The organism is Serratia sp. 4542, from assembly GCF_016805595.1.
Classification (GTDB): domain Bacteria; phylum Pseudomonadota; class Gammaproteobacteria; order Enterobacterales; family Enterobacteriaceae; genus Serratia; species Serratia nevei.
Genome location: NZ_RXKV01000003.1, coordinates 97,963 through 114,443, shown reverse-complemented (window position 1 = coordinate 114,443; position 16,481 = coordinate 97,963). Strand labels below are relative to the sequence as shown.

General features: G+C 59.4%; 13 protein-coding genes. 2 read left to right on the top strand and 11 right to left on the bottom strand.

The window, feature by feature from the left end:
• Window positions 1-64 precede the first annotated feature (64 nt).
• The 5 genes from ldtD to cmoM all read right to left on the bottom strand — a co-directional run bounded on the left by ldtD (window position 65) and on the right by cmoM (window position 9,352).
• A complete protein-coding gene (ldtD, locus tag EKL15_RS02910) occupies window positions 65-1,873 on the bottom strand; it encodes a L,D-transpeptidase (RefSeq protein ID WP_071605332.1) in 1,809 nt (602 codons plus the stop codon).
• A gap of 220 nt (window positions 1,874-2,093) precedes the next feature.
• Window positions 2,094-6,542 (bottom strand): chromosome partition protein MukB, encoded by a 4,449-nt coding sequence (mukB, locus tag EKL15_RS02905; protein WP_060440277.1) that lies wholly within the window; start codon window positions 6,540-6,542, stop codon window positions 2,094-2,096.
• Complete coding sequence (mukE, locus tag EKL15_RS02900; RefSeq protein WP_203088763.1) at window positions 6,539-7,267, bottom strand: chromosome partition protein MukE; 729 nt, start codon at window positions 7,265-7,267, stop codon at window positions 6,539-6,541. The genes mukB and mukE overlap by 4 nt, the downstream gene beginning before the upstream one ends.
• A complete protein-coding gene (mukF, locus tag EKL15_RS02895) occupies window positions 7,248-8,570 on the bottom strand; it encodes a chromosome partition protein MukF (RefSeq protein WP_004928228.1) in 1,323 nt (440 codons plus the stop codon). The genes mukE and mukF overlap by 20 nt, the downstream gene beginning before the upstream one ends.
• Entirely contained in the window at window positions 8,567-9,352 is a 786-nt protein-coding gene (gene cmoM, locus EKL15_RS02890) for a tRNA uridine 5-oxyacetic acid(34) methyltransferase CmoM (protein WP_015377334.1), read from the bottom strand. Before cmoM ends, mukF begins: the two co-directional genes overlap by 4 nt.
• A gap of 152 nt (window positions 9,353-9,504) precedes the next feature.
• On the opposite strand from cmoM, the gene elyC reads away from it, so the two are divergent.
• Window positions 9,505-10,278, top strand: coding sequence for an envelope biogenesis factor ElyC (elyC, locus tag EKL15_RS02885; protein WP_038880809.1), 774 nt, complete (start codon window positions 9,505-9,507; stop codon window positions 10,276-10,278).
• A gap of 7 nt (window positions 10,279-10,285) precedes the next feature.
• Here the strand turns inward: elyC and EKL15_RS02880 are convergent, their stop codons facing one another.
• The 6 genes from EKL15_RS02880 to EKL15_RS02855 form a co-directional block, all read right to left on the bottom strand.
• Window positions 10,286-11,182, bottom strand: a complete 897-nt coding sequence (locus EKL15_RS02880) for a YcbJ family phosphotransferase (protein WP_060421759.1) — start codon at window positions 11,180-11,182, stop codon at window positions 10,286-10,288.
• A 149-nt stretch (window positions 11,183-11,331) separates the two neighbouring features.
• The gene (gene kdsB / locus EKL15_RS02875; RefSeq protein WP_004928235.1) at window positions 11,332-12,081 is read right to left on the bottom strand and encodes a 3-deoxy-manno-octulosonate cytidylyltransferase; all 750 of its coding nucleotides are present in this window, start codon (window positions 12,079-12,081) and stop codon (window positions 11,332-11,334) included.
• Window positions 12,078-12,260: a Trm112 family protein gene (locus EKL15_RS02870; protein ID WP_004928237.1), complete on the bottom strand. Its 183-nt coding sequence runs from the start codon at window positions 12,258-12,260 to the stop codon at window positions 12,078-12,080. The genes kdsB and EKL15_RS02870 overlap by 4 nt, the downstream gene beginning before the upstream one ends.
• 295 nt (window positions 12,261-12,555) lie before the next feature.
• Complete coding sequence (locus EKL15_RS02865; protein ID WP_159317866.1) at window positions 12,556-13,782, bottom strand: winged helix-turn-helix domain-containing protein; 1,227 nt, start codon at window positions 13,780-13,782, stop codon at window positions 12,556-12,558.
• 113 nt (window positions 13,783-13,895) lie between these two features.
• Window positions 13,896-14,117, bottom strand: a complete 222-nt coding sequence (locus EKL15_RS02860; RefSeq protein ID WP_203088761.1) for a cold-shock protein — start codon at window positions 14,115-14,117, stop codon at window positions 13,896-13,898.
• Between the two features lie 222 nt (window positions 14,118-14,339).
• Window positions 14,340-14,549 carry a cold shock domain-containing protein gene (locus EKL15_RS02855; protein ID WP_019454537.1) on the bottom strand — a complete coding sequence of 70 codons (210 nt, stop codon included), beginning with the start codon at window positions 14,547-14,549 and terminating at the stop codon, window positions 14,340-14,342.
• Between the two features lie 525 nt (window positions 14,550-15,074).
• On the opposite strand from EKL15_RS02855, the gene EKL15_RS02850 reads away from it, so the two are divergent.
• Window positions 15,075-16,481 carry a VOC family protein gene (locus EKL15_RS02850; RefSeq protein ID WP_060421754.1) on the top strand — a complete coding sequence of 469 codons (1,407 nt, stop codon included), beginning with the start codon at window positions 15,075-15,077 and terminating at the stop codon, window positions 16,479-16,481.

The following is a 16,481-nucleotide window of genomic DNA, read 5'->3' as shown; positions in this document are numbered from 1 at the left end:
CCGGCGACGAGGGCCTGCGGTATAGCCAAACATTCTGACCGTTATTTATTTATAATTACTGCATTTACTGCATTAATTTTTTGGCCTGAGCCAAAATTTGTGCGCCCGATCGCACCGTATTATCATAATTGTAAATATCTGTACGGAATTGCGGTTGGCCGTCATCCGAAACCCAGGCGGTCAGATAATACAGTTTTACGGGAATACGCTGGCGAATATTCACATAAGTGGTATTCCCCTCTTTCAGCGTGGAAGACACGCGGCTGTTGTTCCAGCCTGCGTCCTGCAGCAGCATATTCGCCAAATCGGAAGCCTTGTTCACCCGCACGCAGCCGGAGCTGAGCGCACGGATATCTTTCTGGAACAGGCTGTGGTTCGGGGTATCGTGCAGGTAGATGGCGTCCGAGCTCGGCATATTGAACTTGAAGCGCCCCAGCGAGTTGGTGGCACCCGGCGCCTGACGGACGCGATACGGGAAATTGCGCGCAGAAACCATGCTCCAGTCGATCATCGCCGGGTTGATCACTTCCGCATCGTTGCTCCAACCCGACAGCACCGTATAGCCGTGTTTCTGGAAGTAATTACCGTCGCGCATCGCCTTCGGCACAATGTCCTCGCGCACCAGCGTGGTCGGCACGTTCCACGGCGGGTTGACCACCACGTTGTTCAACGCGCTGCTCATCAGCGGCGTCTTACGACTCGGCCGCCCGACGATAACGCGGGAAGACAGCACTTCATTGCCGTTCTGGTAGTAGGTCAGCGAGTAGTTGGGAATGTTCACCATAATGCCGGTGCCGACATGCCCCGGTAAAATTCGCAGGCGTTGTATATTCAGCGCCAGCAGCGCGGCGCGGGTTTTCGGTGACACGTTGAGCCACTCACGGGTGCGCACGCCGATCACGCCGTCCGCCGTCAACCCCTGCCATTTCTGGAAGCGCTTGACGCCCTCCACCAGCTCATTGGTATAAAGATTGTCGCTCACCACGCTGCCAATCTGCGGCGGCGTCTGCTCCGCAGTCAACTCCGTTACCGGCGCCGCCGATGGGCTGACCGTCACGCGGCTTTTCTCTTCGTCTACCGTCAGCCCGCCGTCGTCGGGCTCATTGCTCTTCGCCGAAACCACCGCCGGTTCCGGCTCCGCTTCCGGCGCCGAGGCGGCCAGCATGCCGGTACGCGTCAGGATCTCACGCAGCGCCGGGATATCGTTGCTCATTTGGCCTGGGCGCAGGCTCGGGCCGCTGCCCACCTGTGGCCACGGACGATTGTCCGCCAGCATGTCGCGCAGCGCCTGATGCATCTTGGCGTATTGCGGATGCTGCGGCGCGAGCGAATTCACATAGCTCAGGGTACGCGCCTGGCGCACCGCCAGCTGCCATTGGTTGATCACCGCGGTGGGCGGCAAGCCAAGCTTGTAGGGAATATTGCTGTACAGCCAGTTGTTGCCGTTGGCACCGATGGCAGAGACGAACTGCAAATAGCCCAGCATCGCATCGGACAGCACCGCATCGCGGCCCGCTTCACTGAGCGCCGGATCGGTCAACATCTTCACCCATTGGGTAAACTGCGGCTGCACGCCGGACATCGCCAGTTCGGCCAGCTGCTGCTGAAACTGCTGAACGGCTTCGCGATCCTGCCACATCGGCTGCATGTGATTCGCCGCATACAGCGGTGCCAGCGTGGAAAGGTAGTGCAAATCCATGCCGCGCGGCAACGCGGCCAGCAGCTCAGAACGGCTCTGCGCAACGGACATGCCTGCTGATGCCACCGGCAACGCCGTAACGGTAGCCGATGCGGAAAACGACGACACAAGACTACAGGCGATAGCGCCACTCAGCGCCAAACGTCGTAGAGAGTTTCCCTTTTTAAGCAACATCCCTTGCCCCCTGTATGCTCACAAAAAAAACGTCAAAAACTGCATATAGTTTCAGTATACAAACAGAAAGGCCGTTTCGCCCTGCGGGCGTCGAATAACTGTTTATGTGATTAAACTAACCGCTTTTCAACGGATAAAAAAGCAGGACTATCATCCACGCGCACAAAAAAATAGCCACCCTGCGGCGGCTATTTTCGGATTTTTAGGGCGTTTTTCTGCGTTACGGCGTTTCAACCGGCGCAGTACCCAGCGCCGGCGGCTCGCCGGCGAAACCGCGCAGCCCCACCACGTGCACATGCTCGTGGTTCTGGAACACTTTACGCACCAGTTTATAGGTGGTGCCCTTCTCCGGACTGATGTTTTCCGGCGCCGCGATGATCAGCTGCATCTCCAGACGGTCGCACAGTTCGAACAGCGTAGCGATCGACTTGGCATCCAGACGCGCCGCTTCATCGAGGAACAGCAGGCGACACGGCGAGATGTCTTTACCGCGCAGGCGGCGGGATTCTTCTTCCCAGCTCTGCACCACCATCACCAGGATTGACATCCCGGTACCGATGGCTTCACCGGTAGACAACGCGCCGCTTTCCGCACGCAGCCAGCCGTCGGAGCCACGGTATACCTCCACTTCCATCTCCAGGTAGTTGCGGTAGTCCAGCAACTCCTCGCCGATGGTCTGTGGCGTGCGCTGCCCCATGTCGATCTGCGGATTCAGGCGCTGATACAGCTTGGCCAACGCTTCGGAGAAGGTCAGACGGTTGCTGTTGAACAGATCCTGATGCTGTTCCTGCTGCTCGGAGAGCACATCCAGCAGGGTGGCATGCGCTTCGCGCACATTGACGTTCAGGCGCACGCTCTTCACCTGGCCGAAGGAAACGGCCTGCAGACCCTGGTTCAGCATGCGAATGCGGTTCTGTTCGCGCTGAATGGTTTTGCGAATGATGTTGGCCACGCTTTTCGAACTGATCGCCAGCTTCTGCTCGCGCGCGGTCAGCTCTTCGGTCAGACGGCCCAGCTCAATTTCCATCTGTTCGATGGCCTCGACCGGATCGTCGGTGCGGATGATGTCCTGACGGATGCGCTCGCGCAGGTGCTGGTACACCGCGATATAGAACTGAATCTTACGCTCCGGCCGCTTCGGATCTTCCGACAGGCGCAGTACATCGCGCAGGTGTTCGTTATCCGCCACGGCCAGACGCAGCGCACCGAGCGCCTTATCCGACATCGAGCGCAGCTCGTCGCCATCCATATACGCCAGCTCGCGGCGGTGCAGGCGGCGTTCCACGCCGTTGTCTTTCACCAGGCGCATCACCGCGCACCAGCCCGCCTTGGCGGTCACCACCTGCTCGCGCAGCTGATGATAATCGCGTTCCAGCTTGCGCAGTTTCTTCTGCAGGCCGTCCATTTCGGCTTCGCAGAAGGTCAGCTGCTTCTCCAGCTGGTTGCGGCGAGCGCGGTTGTTGCTCAGCGCCGCATGCAGTTCGTCGCGACGCGCACGGGCGCGCGCTTCGGCATTGGCGTCGGCCTGCACGCCGATGTCCACCAGCTCTTGGCTCAGCTCTTTCAGCATGTCGCGCTTGGCGTCGTACGAGCTTTTCAGCGAGGCCAGCACCTGGCTGTACTGGGTGAACTGGGTTTGATACTGACGCAGTTGCTCACGGGCGCGGGCGCGTTCGGCTTCCGCCTGCTCCAGACGCTGGCGCAGCTTATCGTTCAGATCGTTGTTGGCATTCTGCATGCCGGCAGAATCGGTGTAGCTGAAGTGCGCACGACGCTGCACCACTTCAGTGAGCGCGAACGCCTGCTGTTTAGCCTGACGCTGCACGCTTTGCGCCTGCGCGTAATCCTGCTGCAGCTGTTCATGCTGCTGCGGATCGCTCTGCAGCACCGACAGCAGCGGTTCCAGCTTGGTCAGCGACACGCCGTGCTGTTGGATATGACGCGCGGCGTCCTGCGCTTCTTCCAGTTCTTCGCGGATCTCGTCGACGCGGTCCTGCAGCGTTTCATCGTTCAGCAACGACACCAGCGGCATCAGGCGGTTGAGTGCGGAAATGCCCTCTTTGGCCTGTTCGTACTGCTGACGCTGCTGCTGGTTCTGCGCTTCGTGATTGTTCAGCGCACGTTCGATCTCGCCACGACGGGCGTTCAGGCCGCGGATCTCCGCTTCCGGGTCGGCGTCGAACGCCACCGCCAGATGGGTACCAATAAAGCGGCTGAAAGCCTGGTGCGAGCGCTGGGTTTTCTGCACGTCGAACGACAGCGTGGCGTAGCGCTCCGCCAGCGTTTCACGCTCGGCATGCAGCACTTCCAGACGGTTCTCGCGCGCCGCGCGGCCGAACAACGGCACTTCCGGATAACGGGAGTAACGCCACTGGCGATCGGCGATTTTCACCACCACCGCTTTGTCCTGCTCTTCAACGGCGAACACGCTGTCATCGAACGACTGCGGATCCCCTTCGATCAGGTAAAGATCTTCCGGGCAATCTTCCAGCCCTTCAAGCATCTCACGCACCAGCGACAGATCCGGCACCACGATAGCGTGGCGCGAAGGGCCGTACAGCGCCGAGAAGTAAGGCGCGTCGTCGATGGTGACGTCATCGTAAATTTCCGACAGCAGCACGCCGCCGAAACGTTCGGCCAGCGTGACCAGGCGCTGATCTTCCGCGCCGCCCGGCTGGCTGAGACGTTCGATCTGCGCTTCCACTTCACGTTTGCGGGCCGCCACTTCGTCGCGCTCGACGGTGGTTTCACGCTCGCGCTCCAGCAGCTGCTGCATGTATTCGGTCACCTGCTGGCTGTTTTCCAGCGGCTCTCCGCTCTGATCGCTGAGCTGGCCCAGGGCGTCCTGAGCCGCCAGCCACACCGGCGCGCGCGCCGTCAGCTCACGGATGCGCTGCTGGATCTGCTCCAGCTCCTGGCGCATCTCCATGCGGCGTTCGCCGGCTTCGCTGACGTTCTGCGACAGCGCTTCCAGGCGCTCTTCCAGCTCCTGCTGCAGCATATCGAGATCGTCAGGCTGGTACTCTTGGCCATGGCGTTTGCAAAACTCTTGCAGCAGACGCTCGGCGTCCTGCTGCGAGCGCAGGCGCTGTTCCAGTTCGCTCAGGCGCAGGCGCAGCGGCTGAACGCGCTCGGCGAGGTGCTGCTGCGAAGGCCAGTCGCGCAGCAATTCGCGCGCGCACTGCCAGGCTTCGCTGCGGCTGACCTGGCCGGCGATTTTCCCCACCAGCTGATAGGCCTGTTCGAACTGGCCGTGCGCGGCGTCGGCCACGCTCAGCTTCTGTTCCAGCATCAGCAACGCTTCGGTCGCTTCCTGTTCGCGGGCCTGGAAGGTGTCTAGCCACTGTTCGGCGTTATCGGCGGTCAGATCCGGCAGTTGGCACAGGGCGCGTGCGCGTTCCAACGCCTGCAGCGCCTGCTGGTACTGAATGGCGCGGGTCTGCTGCACGTCGAGCGCCTGCTGGTAGTCGGCCAGCTGGCTCTTCAGCTCATCCACTTCCAGCTCGGCCGCTTCGGCGCGCGCTTCGTTTTCGGCCTGCTGCTCGCTCGCCTCGGCCACCACTTCGTTCTGCTCTTCCAGACGGTAGGTCAGCTCTTCCAGATCGGCTTCATAGCGTTCGATCTTCTCCTGCTGACGCATCGCCGTCTGCACCAGATTCAGGTGATCGCTGGCGGCCTGGTAATCGGTTTCCAGGTCGGATTCGGCACCGCTCTGTTCGCTCAGCTCACGCGCCATTTCCACATGGCGATACTGTTCGGCGGCCAGCTGCTTGCGGCTGCCCAACAGATCGCTGCGCAGCGCCAGCGCGCCGTCCAGATGGATGCGGCGTTCGTTGGCGTGGCGCATATAGTCCGCCGCCACATAGGAAGTGGCCTCGGAAATCAGATGTTTGAACAGATCGCGGTCCGACTGGGTGACGCGAATCGCCTCCAGCGTCATGCGGTTTTCGCGCAGCGCCGCTTCCATGTCCTGGAACGCCTTGCGCACGCCGCTGTTTTCCGGCAGCAGGTAATCGCGCAGCGAGCGGGTGATGGCGCTGGAAATACCGCCGTACAGCGACGCTTCAATCAGACGGTAGAACTTGCTGCGATCGGCGGACGAACGCAGACGTTTCGGGATCACGCCCAGATCGAACATCAGCGAGTGGTAATCGGTGATGGAGTTGAACTGCTTGAACTGCACCCCCTCCATCTCTTCCACGCGATCCTTCAGCTCCTGCAGCGACAGCACGCGCGCCTGGCGCTCACCCACCGTCTGGGTCAGCAACTCGGTCGGCTGCACCGCGGTCGGCAGGCCCTGGATGGTGAACGGTTTGATGTCGACCTTGCGATCGCGCCCCGCCACCTGCTGCAGGCGCACGCCCACCACCACGCGCTGGTGGCGCGAGTTGACGACGTCGAGAGTCGAGTAACACACGCCGGCACGCAGCTTGCCGTGCAGGCCTTTATCGCGCGAGCCGCTGGTGGCGCCCGCTTCGGTGGTGTTACGGAAGTGCAGCAGCGTCAGATCGGGGATCAGTGCGGTGACGAAGGCCGCCATGGTGGTGGATTTCCCTGCCCCGTTACCGCCGGACAGCGTGGTCACCAGCTCATCCAGATCAAAGGTGCGGGCGAAGAAGCCGTTCCAGTTAACCAGCGTCAGCGAGCGAAATTTACCGCGTTCAATCATTCCTGTTCATCCTCTGCACCGTCAGGAGCGTTATCAACCTGCTGATCCTCAGCCTCATTCTCATCGTTCAGCGACAGGCTGGTTTCAACCGGCATCGCCTCGCCGTCGCGAATCATGCGCAGCTGCGCTTCACGCGGATCGTCGCCGCTGCGCACGTCGGCGCCGAAGCGGAACACCGCCTCGGTAATGCGGAACTTGCTGCTGTCATTGCCCATGAAGTAGACCATGCCGAGGCGGCGCAGGCGGTTCAGCGAGGTGCGCACCTTTTCGTGCAGCTTCTGCCGATCGAGATCCGAGCCGGTGGAGCGCTGGTTGACGAACTTCAGCAGCTTGTTCTCATCGGCCAGGCTCAGCAGCTCGTCGTACAGCTCCTGATGGCTGAAAATACCCTCATGCGCCAGGCGCTCGGGGCTGAGATACAGGTAGCACAAGATTTTACCGACCATCATATCCAGCTCGGACAGCACCGAACGCGGGATCAGCGTGGTGGAGCGCGGGCGCAAATAGAAGAAACCTTCCGGCGCCCGAATCAGCTCGACGCTGTAACGGGTGTAAAATTCTTCCAGCTCATCCTGGAAATCCATTAAAAAGGCGTGGTTGTCCAGCTCATCGATACCGATGTGACGACCCGCGCGCAGTTGGCTGTCCAGCGCCGGGAACAGCGAGTTGGACAGTGCCTTGGCCAGCTTGACTGGCATTACTTGTTCAATATTTATCGATGACATGGGCCTGGACCTTGGCTCCGTAATCATTGATTGCCTGCCATTCCGCCGGCAACCCTGAGAAATCTGCTTCAGCCACACCGAGGCGCACTGCCTGGTCGACCACTAAGCGTGCCACGTCGAAATGACGCGCACGCGGATATTGCGCCAGATAATCGCGCATCACCGCTGCAAGGTTGAGCGGCATCTGCTGTTCCTGATACACCTTCAGCGCCTCTTCGATCATCGCCGCCAGCTGTTCGCGAATTTCGCTGAACTCTTCGAACTCCAGATCCGGCGGCAGTTCCCCGGTCACTTCCTCACTGCGCAGTGCCAGTTCTTCGTCGCGCATGTCCAGCAGACGATCGGCATTGGCATGGGTCAGCGCCCACGGGTGGTCGAAATAGGTTTGCACCGACTGGCGCAGGCGTTGGGCGAACACGCGGTTTTTATCCATATCGATAGCGGTACGGATAAATTTATGTACGTGGCGATCGTAGCCGATCCACAGGTCGATCGCCTGCTGGCCCCAGCTGATGATGCGATCCAGCTTGCTCTGCAGATCGAACACCAGCTTGTCGACGAAGCCCAGCTCCACGTTGCCGAGGGTCGCGTCCTGGATGCGCAGCAGGTTGGCCTGCAGCTTATCGCCCGCCGCATCCAACGTATCCTGCAGCTCGCGCAGGGTGCCCGAGGTTTCCGACAGCAGCATCTCGCAGCTGGAGATCGCCGCCCGCCAGTCTTTGCTCAGCAGCGCCGCGATGTCGTTTTTCACGCTCTGCTGCTGCTCGTCCATCACGCGTTGGGTCATGTCTATGCTGTCGAAGATTTCCGCCACCGAATATTTCAACGGCGCGAACACGTTGCGGTGCCAATGGAAATCGTCGCCGCCCTCGTCGGCGGCGTCGGCGGCGCGCTTGAGTTCCTGCGCCACGATCGACAGCTGCATCGACAGACGCAGCGTGGAGAATTCGCGTTGGCGAATATAGTAATCGGTAATGCCGATACCCAGCGGCGTGAGGCGGTAAATCGCATTGCCGTCCGCCAGTTCGCTGGTAAAGCGGTTCAACAGGCGCTGGCGCACCATGTCGTTGATCGCATTGTTGGCGCGCATCGCCACCGTTTCATGCGTCTGTTCAAAACCCTTGCTGACATGGCGAAATGCATCAACCAGCTCACCTTCGCTCATCTCGCCGTCCAGCCGTTCGCCGTTCAGGGTGGCGATGGCGAGCAGAAATGCGAGACGCTCCGTAGGGAGCGAAATAGAGAAATCATTTTTCCGTGCCCAGGCGACCAGTTCGGGTACTGTCTGGGAAAATTCACTCATAGTTCGTCCTTCAGGTTTGGTTTATGCGCCATGACGTGAATATAGCGCCCCAAACTCACGTACGGCTCCTGCCGGCAATAGTGCTGTTCAAGCGCCAGTAACTCTTCAAATTTTTGTGTTTGCAGCTGTCTGCTCTGCAGATAGTCGTGGAACACCCGCACGCCGGTTTTACCGCCGATACGCATGCCCAGCTGTTCCAGCCAACCGTAGACCAATAGCGGATCGTGCGGATATTGCGGCGACAGCGAACGCTTGCGGCGCCGCCTGACCTCGGGATCCACCAGTTGGAAATTACCCAACACCACGTTGCGCATCAAGAGGCCGTTGGCGTTGAAGAACATCAGCGACAGCGCGCCGCCCGGCGTCAGGCAGTCATACAACGCCTGCAGCGCCGCTTCGGGCTCGGCGATCCATTCAAGCACTGCATGAAACAATATCAGATCAACCGGCTGTTCCAAATGTTGAGCGATATCCTGCGCAGAACTTTGTACGAATTGCATGTTCTGGCTCACACCTTTCTGTTCCGCCAGCTGCGCGGCGCGCTGGATCATCTCACCAGAAAGATCGCACAACAACACCTGATGTCCTAATTCTGCCAGCTGGCAGGCCATATGGCCTTCACCGCCCCCGGCGTCGAGGATGCGCAGCGGCCGCTGCGGCAACTGCGCCAGCAACCCGGTCAGATCCTGCCAAACCACCGCCTGGCGGATTTTTCCTTTCGTGGTGCCGTAAATATTACGCGCAAATTTTTCAGCAATATCGTCAAAATTGCGATCCTGCATGGACAACGGCTCCGCTGATCTCATTCTTGTCGGCGGCAAAGCGCACGCCCATTCAAACCTGCTATTTTGGCACAGACTGGCTTAGAATGTATCTTCTTGCGGCCTGTTTATGCCTGGATGCCGCTTTTTCACCCAAAAGGATCTGATTTTCGATGCTGTTCAACCTGAAAAAGTTCTTTGGCGCCATGCTGATGCCGCTGCCGCTGTTGATGCTGCTGATGGGGCTGGCGCTGCTGCTGCTGTGGTTCACCCGCTGGCAAAAAAGCGGTAAGACGATTTTTACGCTGAGCTGGCTGTTTTTACTGCTTTTCAGCCTGCAGCCGGTGGCCGACCGGCTGCTGAGGCCGATCGAAGCCCAATACCAGACTTATCGCGGCAACGATCCGGTCAGTTACATCGTGGTGTTGGGCGGGGGCTATACCTACAATCCCGATTGGGCACCCAGCTCGAATTTACTCGGCAACAGCCTGCCGCGCGTGACGGAAGGCGTGCGGCTTTACCTTGCGCATCCCGGCGCCAGAATGGTGTTTACCGGCGCATCCGCCGGCAGCATGCAAAGCAACGCCGCCACGGCGGCGCTGGTGGCCGAAAGCCTGGGCGTGCCGCGCAGCGATATGGTGATCCTGAGGGAACCGCGCGATACCGAGGAAGAAGCCGCTCAGGTCGCCAAGTTGGTCGGCGAGCAACCGTTCATTCTGGTGACCTCCGCCAACCATCTGCCGCGCGCCATGCGCTTCTTCGAGGCGAAAGGCCTGCACCCGATCCCGGCGCCGGCCAACCAGTTGGCGATCGACTCGCCGCTGAATATCTGGGATCGCGCCACACCGTCCTCGATGTTCCTCGGCCATACCGAACGTGCCTGGTATGAAACGCTGGGCAGCCTGTGGCAGTGGCTGAAAGGCGCGGATCGCGCCGGCGCCGAGTAAGGCCCGTTCAACCGGCCAGCCAGGGCAGCAGCTGTTGCGATGCATAGTCGAACGGCCGCCGCTCCAGCTTGCCGGTATGAACCAAGCGCCCTACCGCTTCCCACACCACATACAGCCAGCGCCGTGCCAGGAAAGCGTCGGCGACCGGCGCGCGCTGCAGATAGCGGAACAGCAGTTGGCTGGGCATACCCGCCTCGCACAGGCGAAAAAGATCGTATTCGCGCGGCGCCCACAGCACCACGCCGGGATTGAGCATCGCCAACAGCTGATCGCTTTTGGGATCCTTCAGCATGCTGCGCAGCGACAGGTTACCGTGCACCAGAACACAGGGATCGTCGAAGCCGACGAAGAAATGGGTCAGCGCTTCGCGCGTGCGGTACAGCAAACGCCGATCCGCCATGGTCAGCTGCGGGGTGGTGAGATTGACTACCGTCGCCCACAGCACTTCGACCCGCTGTTGATACCAGCAAAACCAGTCGTTCTCCTGCGTGCTGTCAACGCTGCCGACGCTGCCGTGGCTGTCGATGCGGTGCCAGGCCAATATCCCGTCAACGATCTGTTCCATCAGCATGTTCCAGCGATCCGGCGAGCGCGTCGGCGCTTCAGCCGACACGCCGCGCAGGCGCTCGATCAGCAGGATTTCCTTATACGGCGTCTGTTGAGTACACACCACGCCGTACACCGTGGGCAGCCGAATATCCCCGTCGCGCGCCAGCATCGACAGCTTGTAAGCCTCCTGCTGGGCGATGCCTTGACAGATAAAGCTTTTCGCCATCAGCGGGATCGCGTTGCCCTGCCGATCGTACAGCGAATACATATGCGCATAAGGCTGCTCGCTCACCCGCTCCAGCCGGCTGATGGACTCACCCAGCACAATGCTCAGTTCGGCGCGTAACTGCTCCATAAGGCATTCACCTCAGGCTAATAAGGGGGGATGTAACATCATCGAACGGTGAGCAGAAAAATTCTTCAACGCAGATCAACAAAACGGGGAACAATCATGGGGGGTGTTGCATCGTCGGCGCGTTGCGCGGCGCGCCGACGAACTCAGGCTCAGGGTTGGATGCTGTCGCGCACGCGCTGGAGATCTTCCGGCGTATCGACCCCCACGCTCGGGATCGCTTTCGCGACCGCCACGTGGATTTTTTCACCGTACCACAGCACGCGCAGCTGTTCCAACAGCTCGATCTGTTCCAGCTGGCTCGGCGCCCAGCTGACGTAGCGACGCACGAAGCCGGCGCGGTACGCGTAGATGCCGATATGACGCAGCAGGCTGTCGCCGATGCTCTCTTTCGACGCGGCGAAACGCTCACGATCCCACGGAATGGTGGCGCGTGAAAAATAGAGCGCGTAGCCCTGCGCGTCCATCACGACCTTCACCGCGTTGGGGTTGAAAGCCTCTTCGGCGCTCTCGATCGGCACCGCCAGCGTCGCCATACCGGCCTGGCTGCCCGCCAGGTTCTCCGCCACCTGACGCACGATCACCGGTGGGATCAGCGGTTCGTCGCCCTGCACGTTAACGATGATCTGGTCGTCGGCAAAGCCGTAGTGTGCGATCACTTCCGCCAGCCGCTCGGTGCCGGAATGGTGATCCGGGCTGGTCATGCACACTTCGCCACCGGCGGCTTCCACCGCTTTGGCGACTTCAGGGTGATCGGTCGCCACGATGACGCGGCTGGCGCCGGACTCGCGGGCGCGCTCCATGACGTGTACCACCATCGGCTTGCCGTGAATATCGGCCAGCGGTTTACCCGGCAAACGGGTCGAGGCGTAGCGGGCGGGAATAATAGCGATAAAACTCATGCGTGTTTCTCATCCAGCGACAGCGCACGCGCTTCATTTTCCAACAGCACCGGAATGCCATCGCGCAGCGGGTAAGCCAACCCGTCCGCTTTGCACACCAGTTCCTGGTTTTCTTTATTGAAATAGAGTTTGCCGTTGCATACCGGGCAGGCAACGATTTCGAGTAAACGGTGGTCCATGCATCCTCCGTAAGGGGATAGGTCATCTGGGAAAGGCTGTGAGGATAGCATAACGCCCGGCCTCAGGTTAATCACCGGTGGCGCCAACCCACCGATATTTCCTCATCGCGCGGGGGCAACAGCTTGAACTGGGGCGCATCCCAGCGTAGAATTTTGTGATACAAATCACAAAAAGGCCGTGATACGTGATCAAACGTCTGCATAAAATCATCGCTCTGTTCGCTAACTTCAGCCACTGAGCCCCTTTGTAACGAGCGGCGCTGAACTTCGTTTTACCCACCGACGGCGTCGTTCGTTATTCCACTTCCCAGCCGGTCCCCCATTCAGCGGCCAACGCCGCCGGAATGTCGCCCAGCGCGACGCGTTGCGCACCGTGCCATTTGGCCGTACGCGCGATGGCCTGCCGGATATCCTGCGCCCGCTGTTTGCCGAAGCGCACCTGCGGCTCCGCATGGAAACTGATGATCTCGAACACCCCCTGGCGACGGTGCGCCTTGGCGTCAATGCGCCCCACCAGCTCACCGCGGTGCAGCACCGGCAGGGTGAAGTACCCATAGCGACGTTTTTCTTTCGGCGTATAACACTCCAGCCGATAGTCAAAGTTGAACAACTCCAGCGCCCGCCGCCGATCCCAAACTACCGGATCAAAGGGGGACAACAGGCTGGTGACCGTCGATTTGAGTTTGCTCTGTTCCGCCAGCGGCAGCAGTTCCGCCAGAGATTCATGCACATAGAACGGCCCTTCCAGCCCCTCTACCTGTACGGGCGTAATCTCCCCCTGCTCCTGCAGCTCTGCCAGCAAGGCTTTTGGCGCCACGCGTTTCAGCCGATAGTAATCTGCCAACCATTCAGCGCGAAAGATACCCAGATAGCGGCAGGTGCGGCGCAGCATCTGCCTGCGCGCCCGCTCCGCAGGCAGCGTATGACGCGCATCGTCCCAGGCCGGCAGCAACCTTTCGGTCAGATCGTAAACCCGGTGGAAGTTGCGGCGTTCGGCTACCATCAGCTTGCCGGCGGTAAACAGGATCTCCAGGTGTCGTTTCTCCGGTTTCCAGTCCCACCATCCGCTGTTGCCCTTTTTCTCGGCGCTGAAATCGGCGGAGCGCACCGGCCCCTGTTGTTCGATGTGCCGCAGCAGGCTGTCCATCGCCGCCTGGTGCTGCTGCACCCAGTCGGCGGAATATTTCCAGCCCATATCATGAGGCGCCAGCATGCGGTGCCGCAGCAAACCAAAATCCTCAATCGGCAGGAAACAGGCTTCGTGCGCCCAATATTCGAACAGCTTGCGGCCGGCAAGCGCCTGCTCCAGCCATTCCGACTGATAGGCGCCCAAACGGCTGAACAGCACCAGATACGGGCTGCGGGCGACGACGCTAATGGTATCGATTTGTAACAGCCCCATGCGCTGGATCGCGCTCACGACGTCATCGGGCTTAGCCTGGCGTTTAAGCGGAGAAAGCAGCCCCTGGGCGGCAAGGTGCAGCGCGCGAGCGGCGGTAAGGGAAATTATCGGGGTGGTCATCCTGATATCCGTAGCAAGTAGGCAGTGGCCTGATAATAGTGGATATCGAGGGATTTATCTTCGCCAGTGCTTGCGGGTGGCGACACCGGCACTGGCGAGGAAGGAGGGTGCGATCAGAACGCGATAACGTCTGCCGCGGACAGCCCATGCGAGCTGCGATAGATCGAGAACTCAACGTTCTGACCTTCGTTCAACGACTTATTTTTGGTGTTGGCGATAGCGTTGCTATTGACATAGATTTCGTCGCTGCCATCTACCGGTGAAATAAAACCATAGCCTTCGGCCTGATTAAACCATTTCACGCGGCCCATTTTTAACACAGTATTTTTAAACATAACTTATATCCTTTTACTTGAGCATCCTTGACAACGTCTTTTTTTATATTGTCTGGACGCTACCAGCCCATCCTAAAGTTTTTCGTAACAAACCTCTCGTGAGCAAAAAAATAAAAAACCCGCACTAAGGCGGGCTTGTTGAACTTAATATCTTCCGCATGACTCGGCGCTAAAGCGTCACCATGGTTGTATTAAGATCTCTTATACGCGTTCCCTGTATTCTTACAGAGCAACTACGTTGGCGGCAGCCGGCCCGCGCGGGCTGTCCTGGATGGTGTACTCGACGCGCTGGCCTTCAGCCAGGGTCTTGAAACCGTCGGTCATGATTGCGGAGAAGTGTACGAATACATCTTTGCCGCCGTCGTTCTGCTCAATGAAACCAAAACCTTTGCTTTCGTTGAACCACTTAACCTGACCAGTCTTCTTAGACATTACATTTACCTTTAAATATATTTACAAAACCTGCCATAAGAGGCAATTGGGGCCATTTCAGAAACATTACTTATGGGAGGTACTTAGAAGGTTCGTCTTTGAAGCGGAATCGGATGATAACGTTTTTGGAGGAACTGCTTAACTCTAAACTCGAACATAAATAGGTCTGGATTACAGGCCGACTTGCATTTACTCATAAATCTGGTGAATGCACAAGAGGTTTATTGCATTAAATTCGCCATTACGCCGAATTTATTTTTATCCCCCTGAATACACATGAATTAATTTACCGTTCTTCGCAGCCCATCCACCGCCTCTTCCCCCAGGCCGGCGCATCATTTGTCCGTCTGTGCGCTGCAAATGAGAGCTAACGCATAAAACTCTAATATGCTTGGCGCCTCTATAACAAATCCCAAATCAGATGGCTAAACTTGAGGGGAAAACAAGGCAGACGGCTTTTTCGCCAGCACTTTTGCCGCTAAAAACACGATTTTTCAGATTATGCTGAATCAAGGAGCTATGCGCATGACCGCCCAGCAGTTCGTTTCACCTAATGAAATCCGCGCCAGATTCTCCCACGCGATGTCGGACATGTACCAAAAGGAGGTACCGCTGTACGGCGATCTGCTGGAGTTGGTGGCGGAAACCAATCGACAGGTTCTGCGCGAAGACGCCGCACTGGCTCATCAGTTGCAAATCACCGGCGAGATAGAGCGCCTCGCCATGGAGCGCCACGGCGCGATCCGGGTCGGCACCGCGGATGAGCTGGCCACCCTGCGCCGCCTGTTCCGGGTGATGGGCATGGCGCCGGTCGGTTACTATGACCTGTCGGTAGCGGGCGTTCCGGTGCACTCTACCGCTTTTCGCGCCGTACATGAAGACGCGCTGCAGATCAGTCCTTTCCGCGTGTTCACCTCCCTGCTGCGCCTGGAACTGATAGAAGATCCCGCGCTGCGTGAGCTGGCCGAGCGCTTGCTGGCGCGCCGCCGCATCTTTACCGATCGCGCGTTGGAACTGATCGCGCTGCAGGAAGCGCAAGGCGGATTGAATGCAGCGCAGGCGCAAGAGTTTGTCGAACAAGCGCTGGAGACCTTCCGCTGGCACAATCAGGCGACGGTCAGCGCCGAAGAATACCGGCAGTTGCACGATCAGCATCGCCTGATCGCCGACGTCGTAGCGTTTAAAGGGCCGCATATCAACCACCTGACGCCGCGCACGCTGGATATCGATCGCGTTCAACAGGCGATGCCCGGCCGCGGCATTACGCCCAAAGCGGTCATCGAGGGCCCGCCGCGCCGCCGCCGTGCAATCCTGCTGCGCCAGACCAGCTTCAAGGCGTTGGAAGAAAGCGTCGATTTCGTTGAGCACGACGGCCACGCCATCGCCGGCCACCATACCGCGCGCTTCGGCGAGATCGAACAGCGCGGCGTGGCGCTGACGCCTAAAGGGCGCGCCCTCTACGACCGCCTGCTGCAGGCGACCAACGATGCACTGCAGGCACCGCCAAGCGAGAAGAACGCCGAGCGCTACTATCAACTGCTGGAGGAAAACTTCCGGGCGTTTCCGGATGATTACGCCACGCTGCGCGAGCAACAGCTGGCCTGGTTCCGCTATTTCCCGACCGAATGCGGCCTGGCGGCCAAAGAGTCGCTGGATAAGCACAGTACCCTGGAGCAACTGATCGAGAAAGAACACGTTCGCTTCCAGCCGCTGGTGTATGAAGATTTTCTGCCGGTCAGCGCAGCGGGGATTTTCCAGTCAAATCTGGGGGACAGCCGCCACGCGCAGTACAATGCCGCTTCCAGCCGGGCTGCGTTTGAACAAGCGTTGGGCAGTGAGGTGATCGACGAGCTGGCGCTGTATCAGCAAACCCAGCAGCGTTCGCTGGAGGCCTGCGCGCAAGCCCTGGGGCTTGTCACGCTGGCATCCTGA

Coding starts and splice junctions, on each gene's coding strand:
- EKL15_RS02880 (WP_060421759.1), bottom strand. CDS start 11,182: ATGGAGCAGTTACGCGCCGAACTGAGCATTGTGCTGGGTGAGTCCATC.
- kdsB (WP_004928235.1), bottom strand. CDS start 12,081: ATGAGTTTTATCGCTATTATTCCCGCCCGCTACGCCTCGACCCGTTTG.
- mukF (WP_004928228.1), bottom strand. CDS start 8,570: ATGAGTGAATTTTCCCAGACAGTACCCGAACTGGTCGCCTGGGCACGG.
- elyC (WP_038880809.1), top strand. CDS start 9,505: ATGCTGTTCAACCTGAAAAAGTTCTTTGGCGCCATGCTGATGCCGCTG.
- mukE (WP_203088763.1), bottom strand. CDS start 7,267: ATGTCATCGATAAATATTGAACAAGTAATGCCAGTCAAGCTGGCCAAG.
- EKL15_RS02855 (WP_019454537.1), bottom strand. CDS start 14,549: ATGTCTAAGAAGACTGGTCAGGTTAAGTGGTTCAACGAAAGCAAAGGT.
- EKL15_RS02865 (WP_159317866.1), bottom strand. CDS start 13,782: ATGACCACCCCGATAATTTCCCTTACCGCCGCTCGCGCGCTGCACCTT.
- ldtD (WP_071605332.1), bottom strand. CDS start 1,873: ATGTTGCTTAAAAAGGGAAACTCTCTACGACGTTTGGCGCTGAGTGGC.
- mukB (WP_060440277.1), bottom strand. CDS start 6,542: ATGATTGAACGCGGTAAATTTCGCTCGCTGACGCTGGTTAACTGGAAC.
- EKL15_RS02850 (WP_060421754.1), top strand. CDS start 15,075: ATGACCGCCCAGCAGTTCGTTTCACCTAATGAAATCCGCGCCAGATTC.
- cmoM (WP_015377334.1), bottom strand. CDS start 9,352: ATGCAGGATCGCAATTTTGACGATATTGCTGAAAAATTTGCGCGTAAT.
- EKL15_RS02860 (WP_203088761.1), bottom strand. CDS start 14,117: ATGTTTAAAAATACTGTGTTAAAAATGGGCCGCGTGAAATGGTTTAAT.
- EKL15_RS02870 (WP_004928237.1), bottom strand. CDS start 12,260: ATGGACCACCGTTTACTCGAAATCGTTGCCTGCCCGGTATGCAACGGC.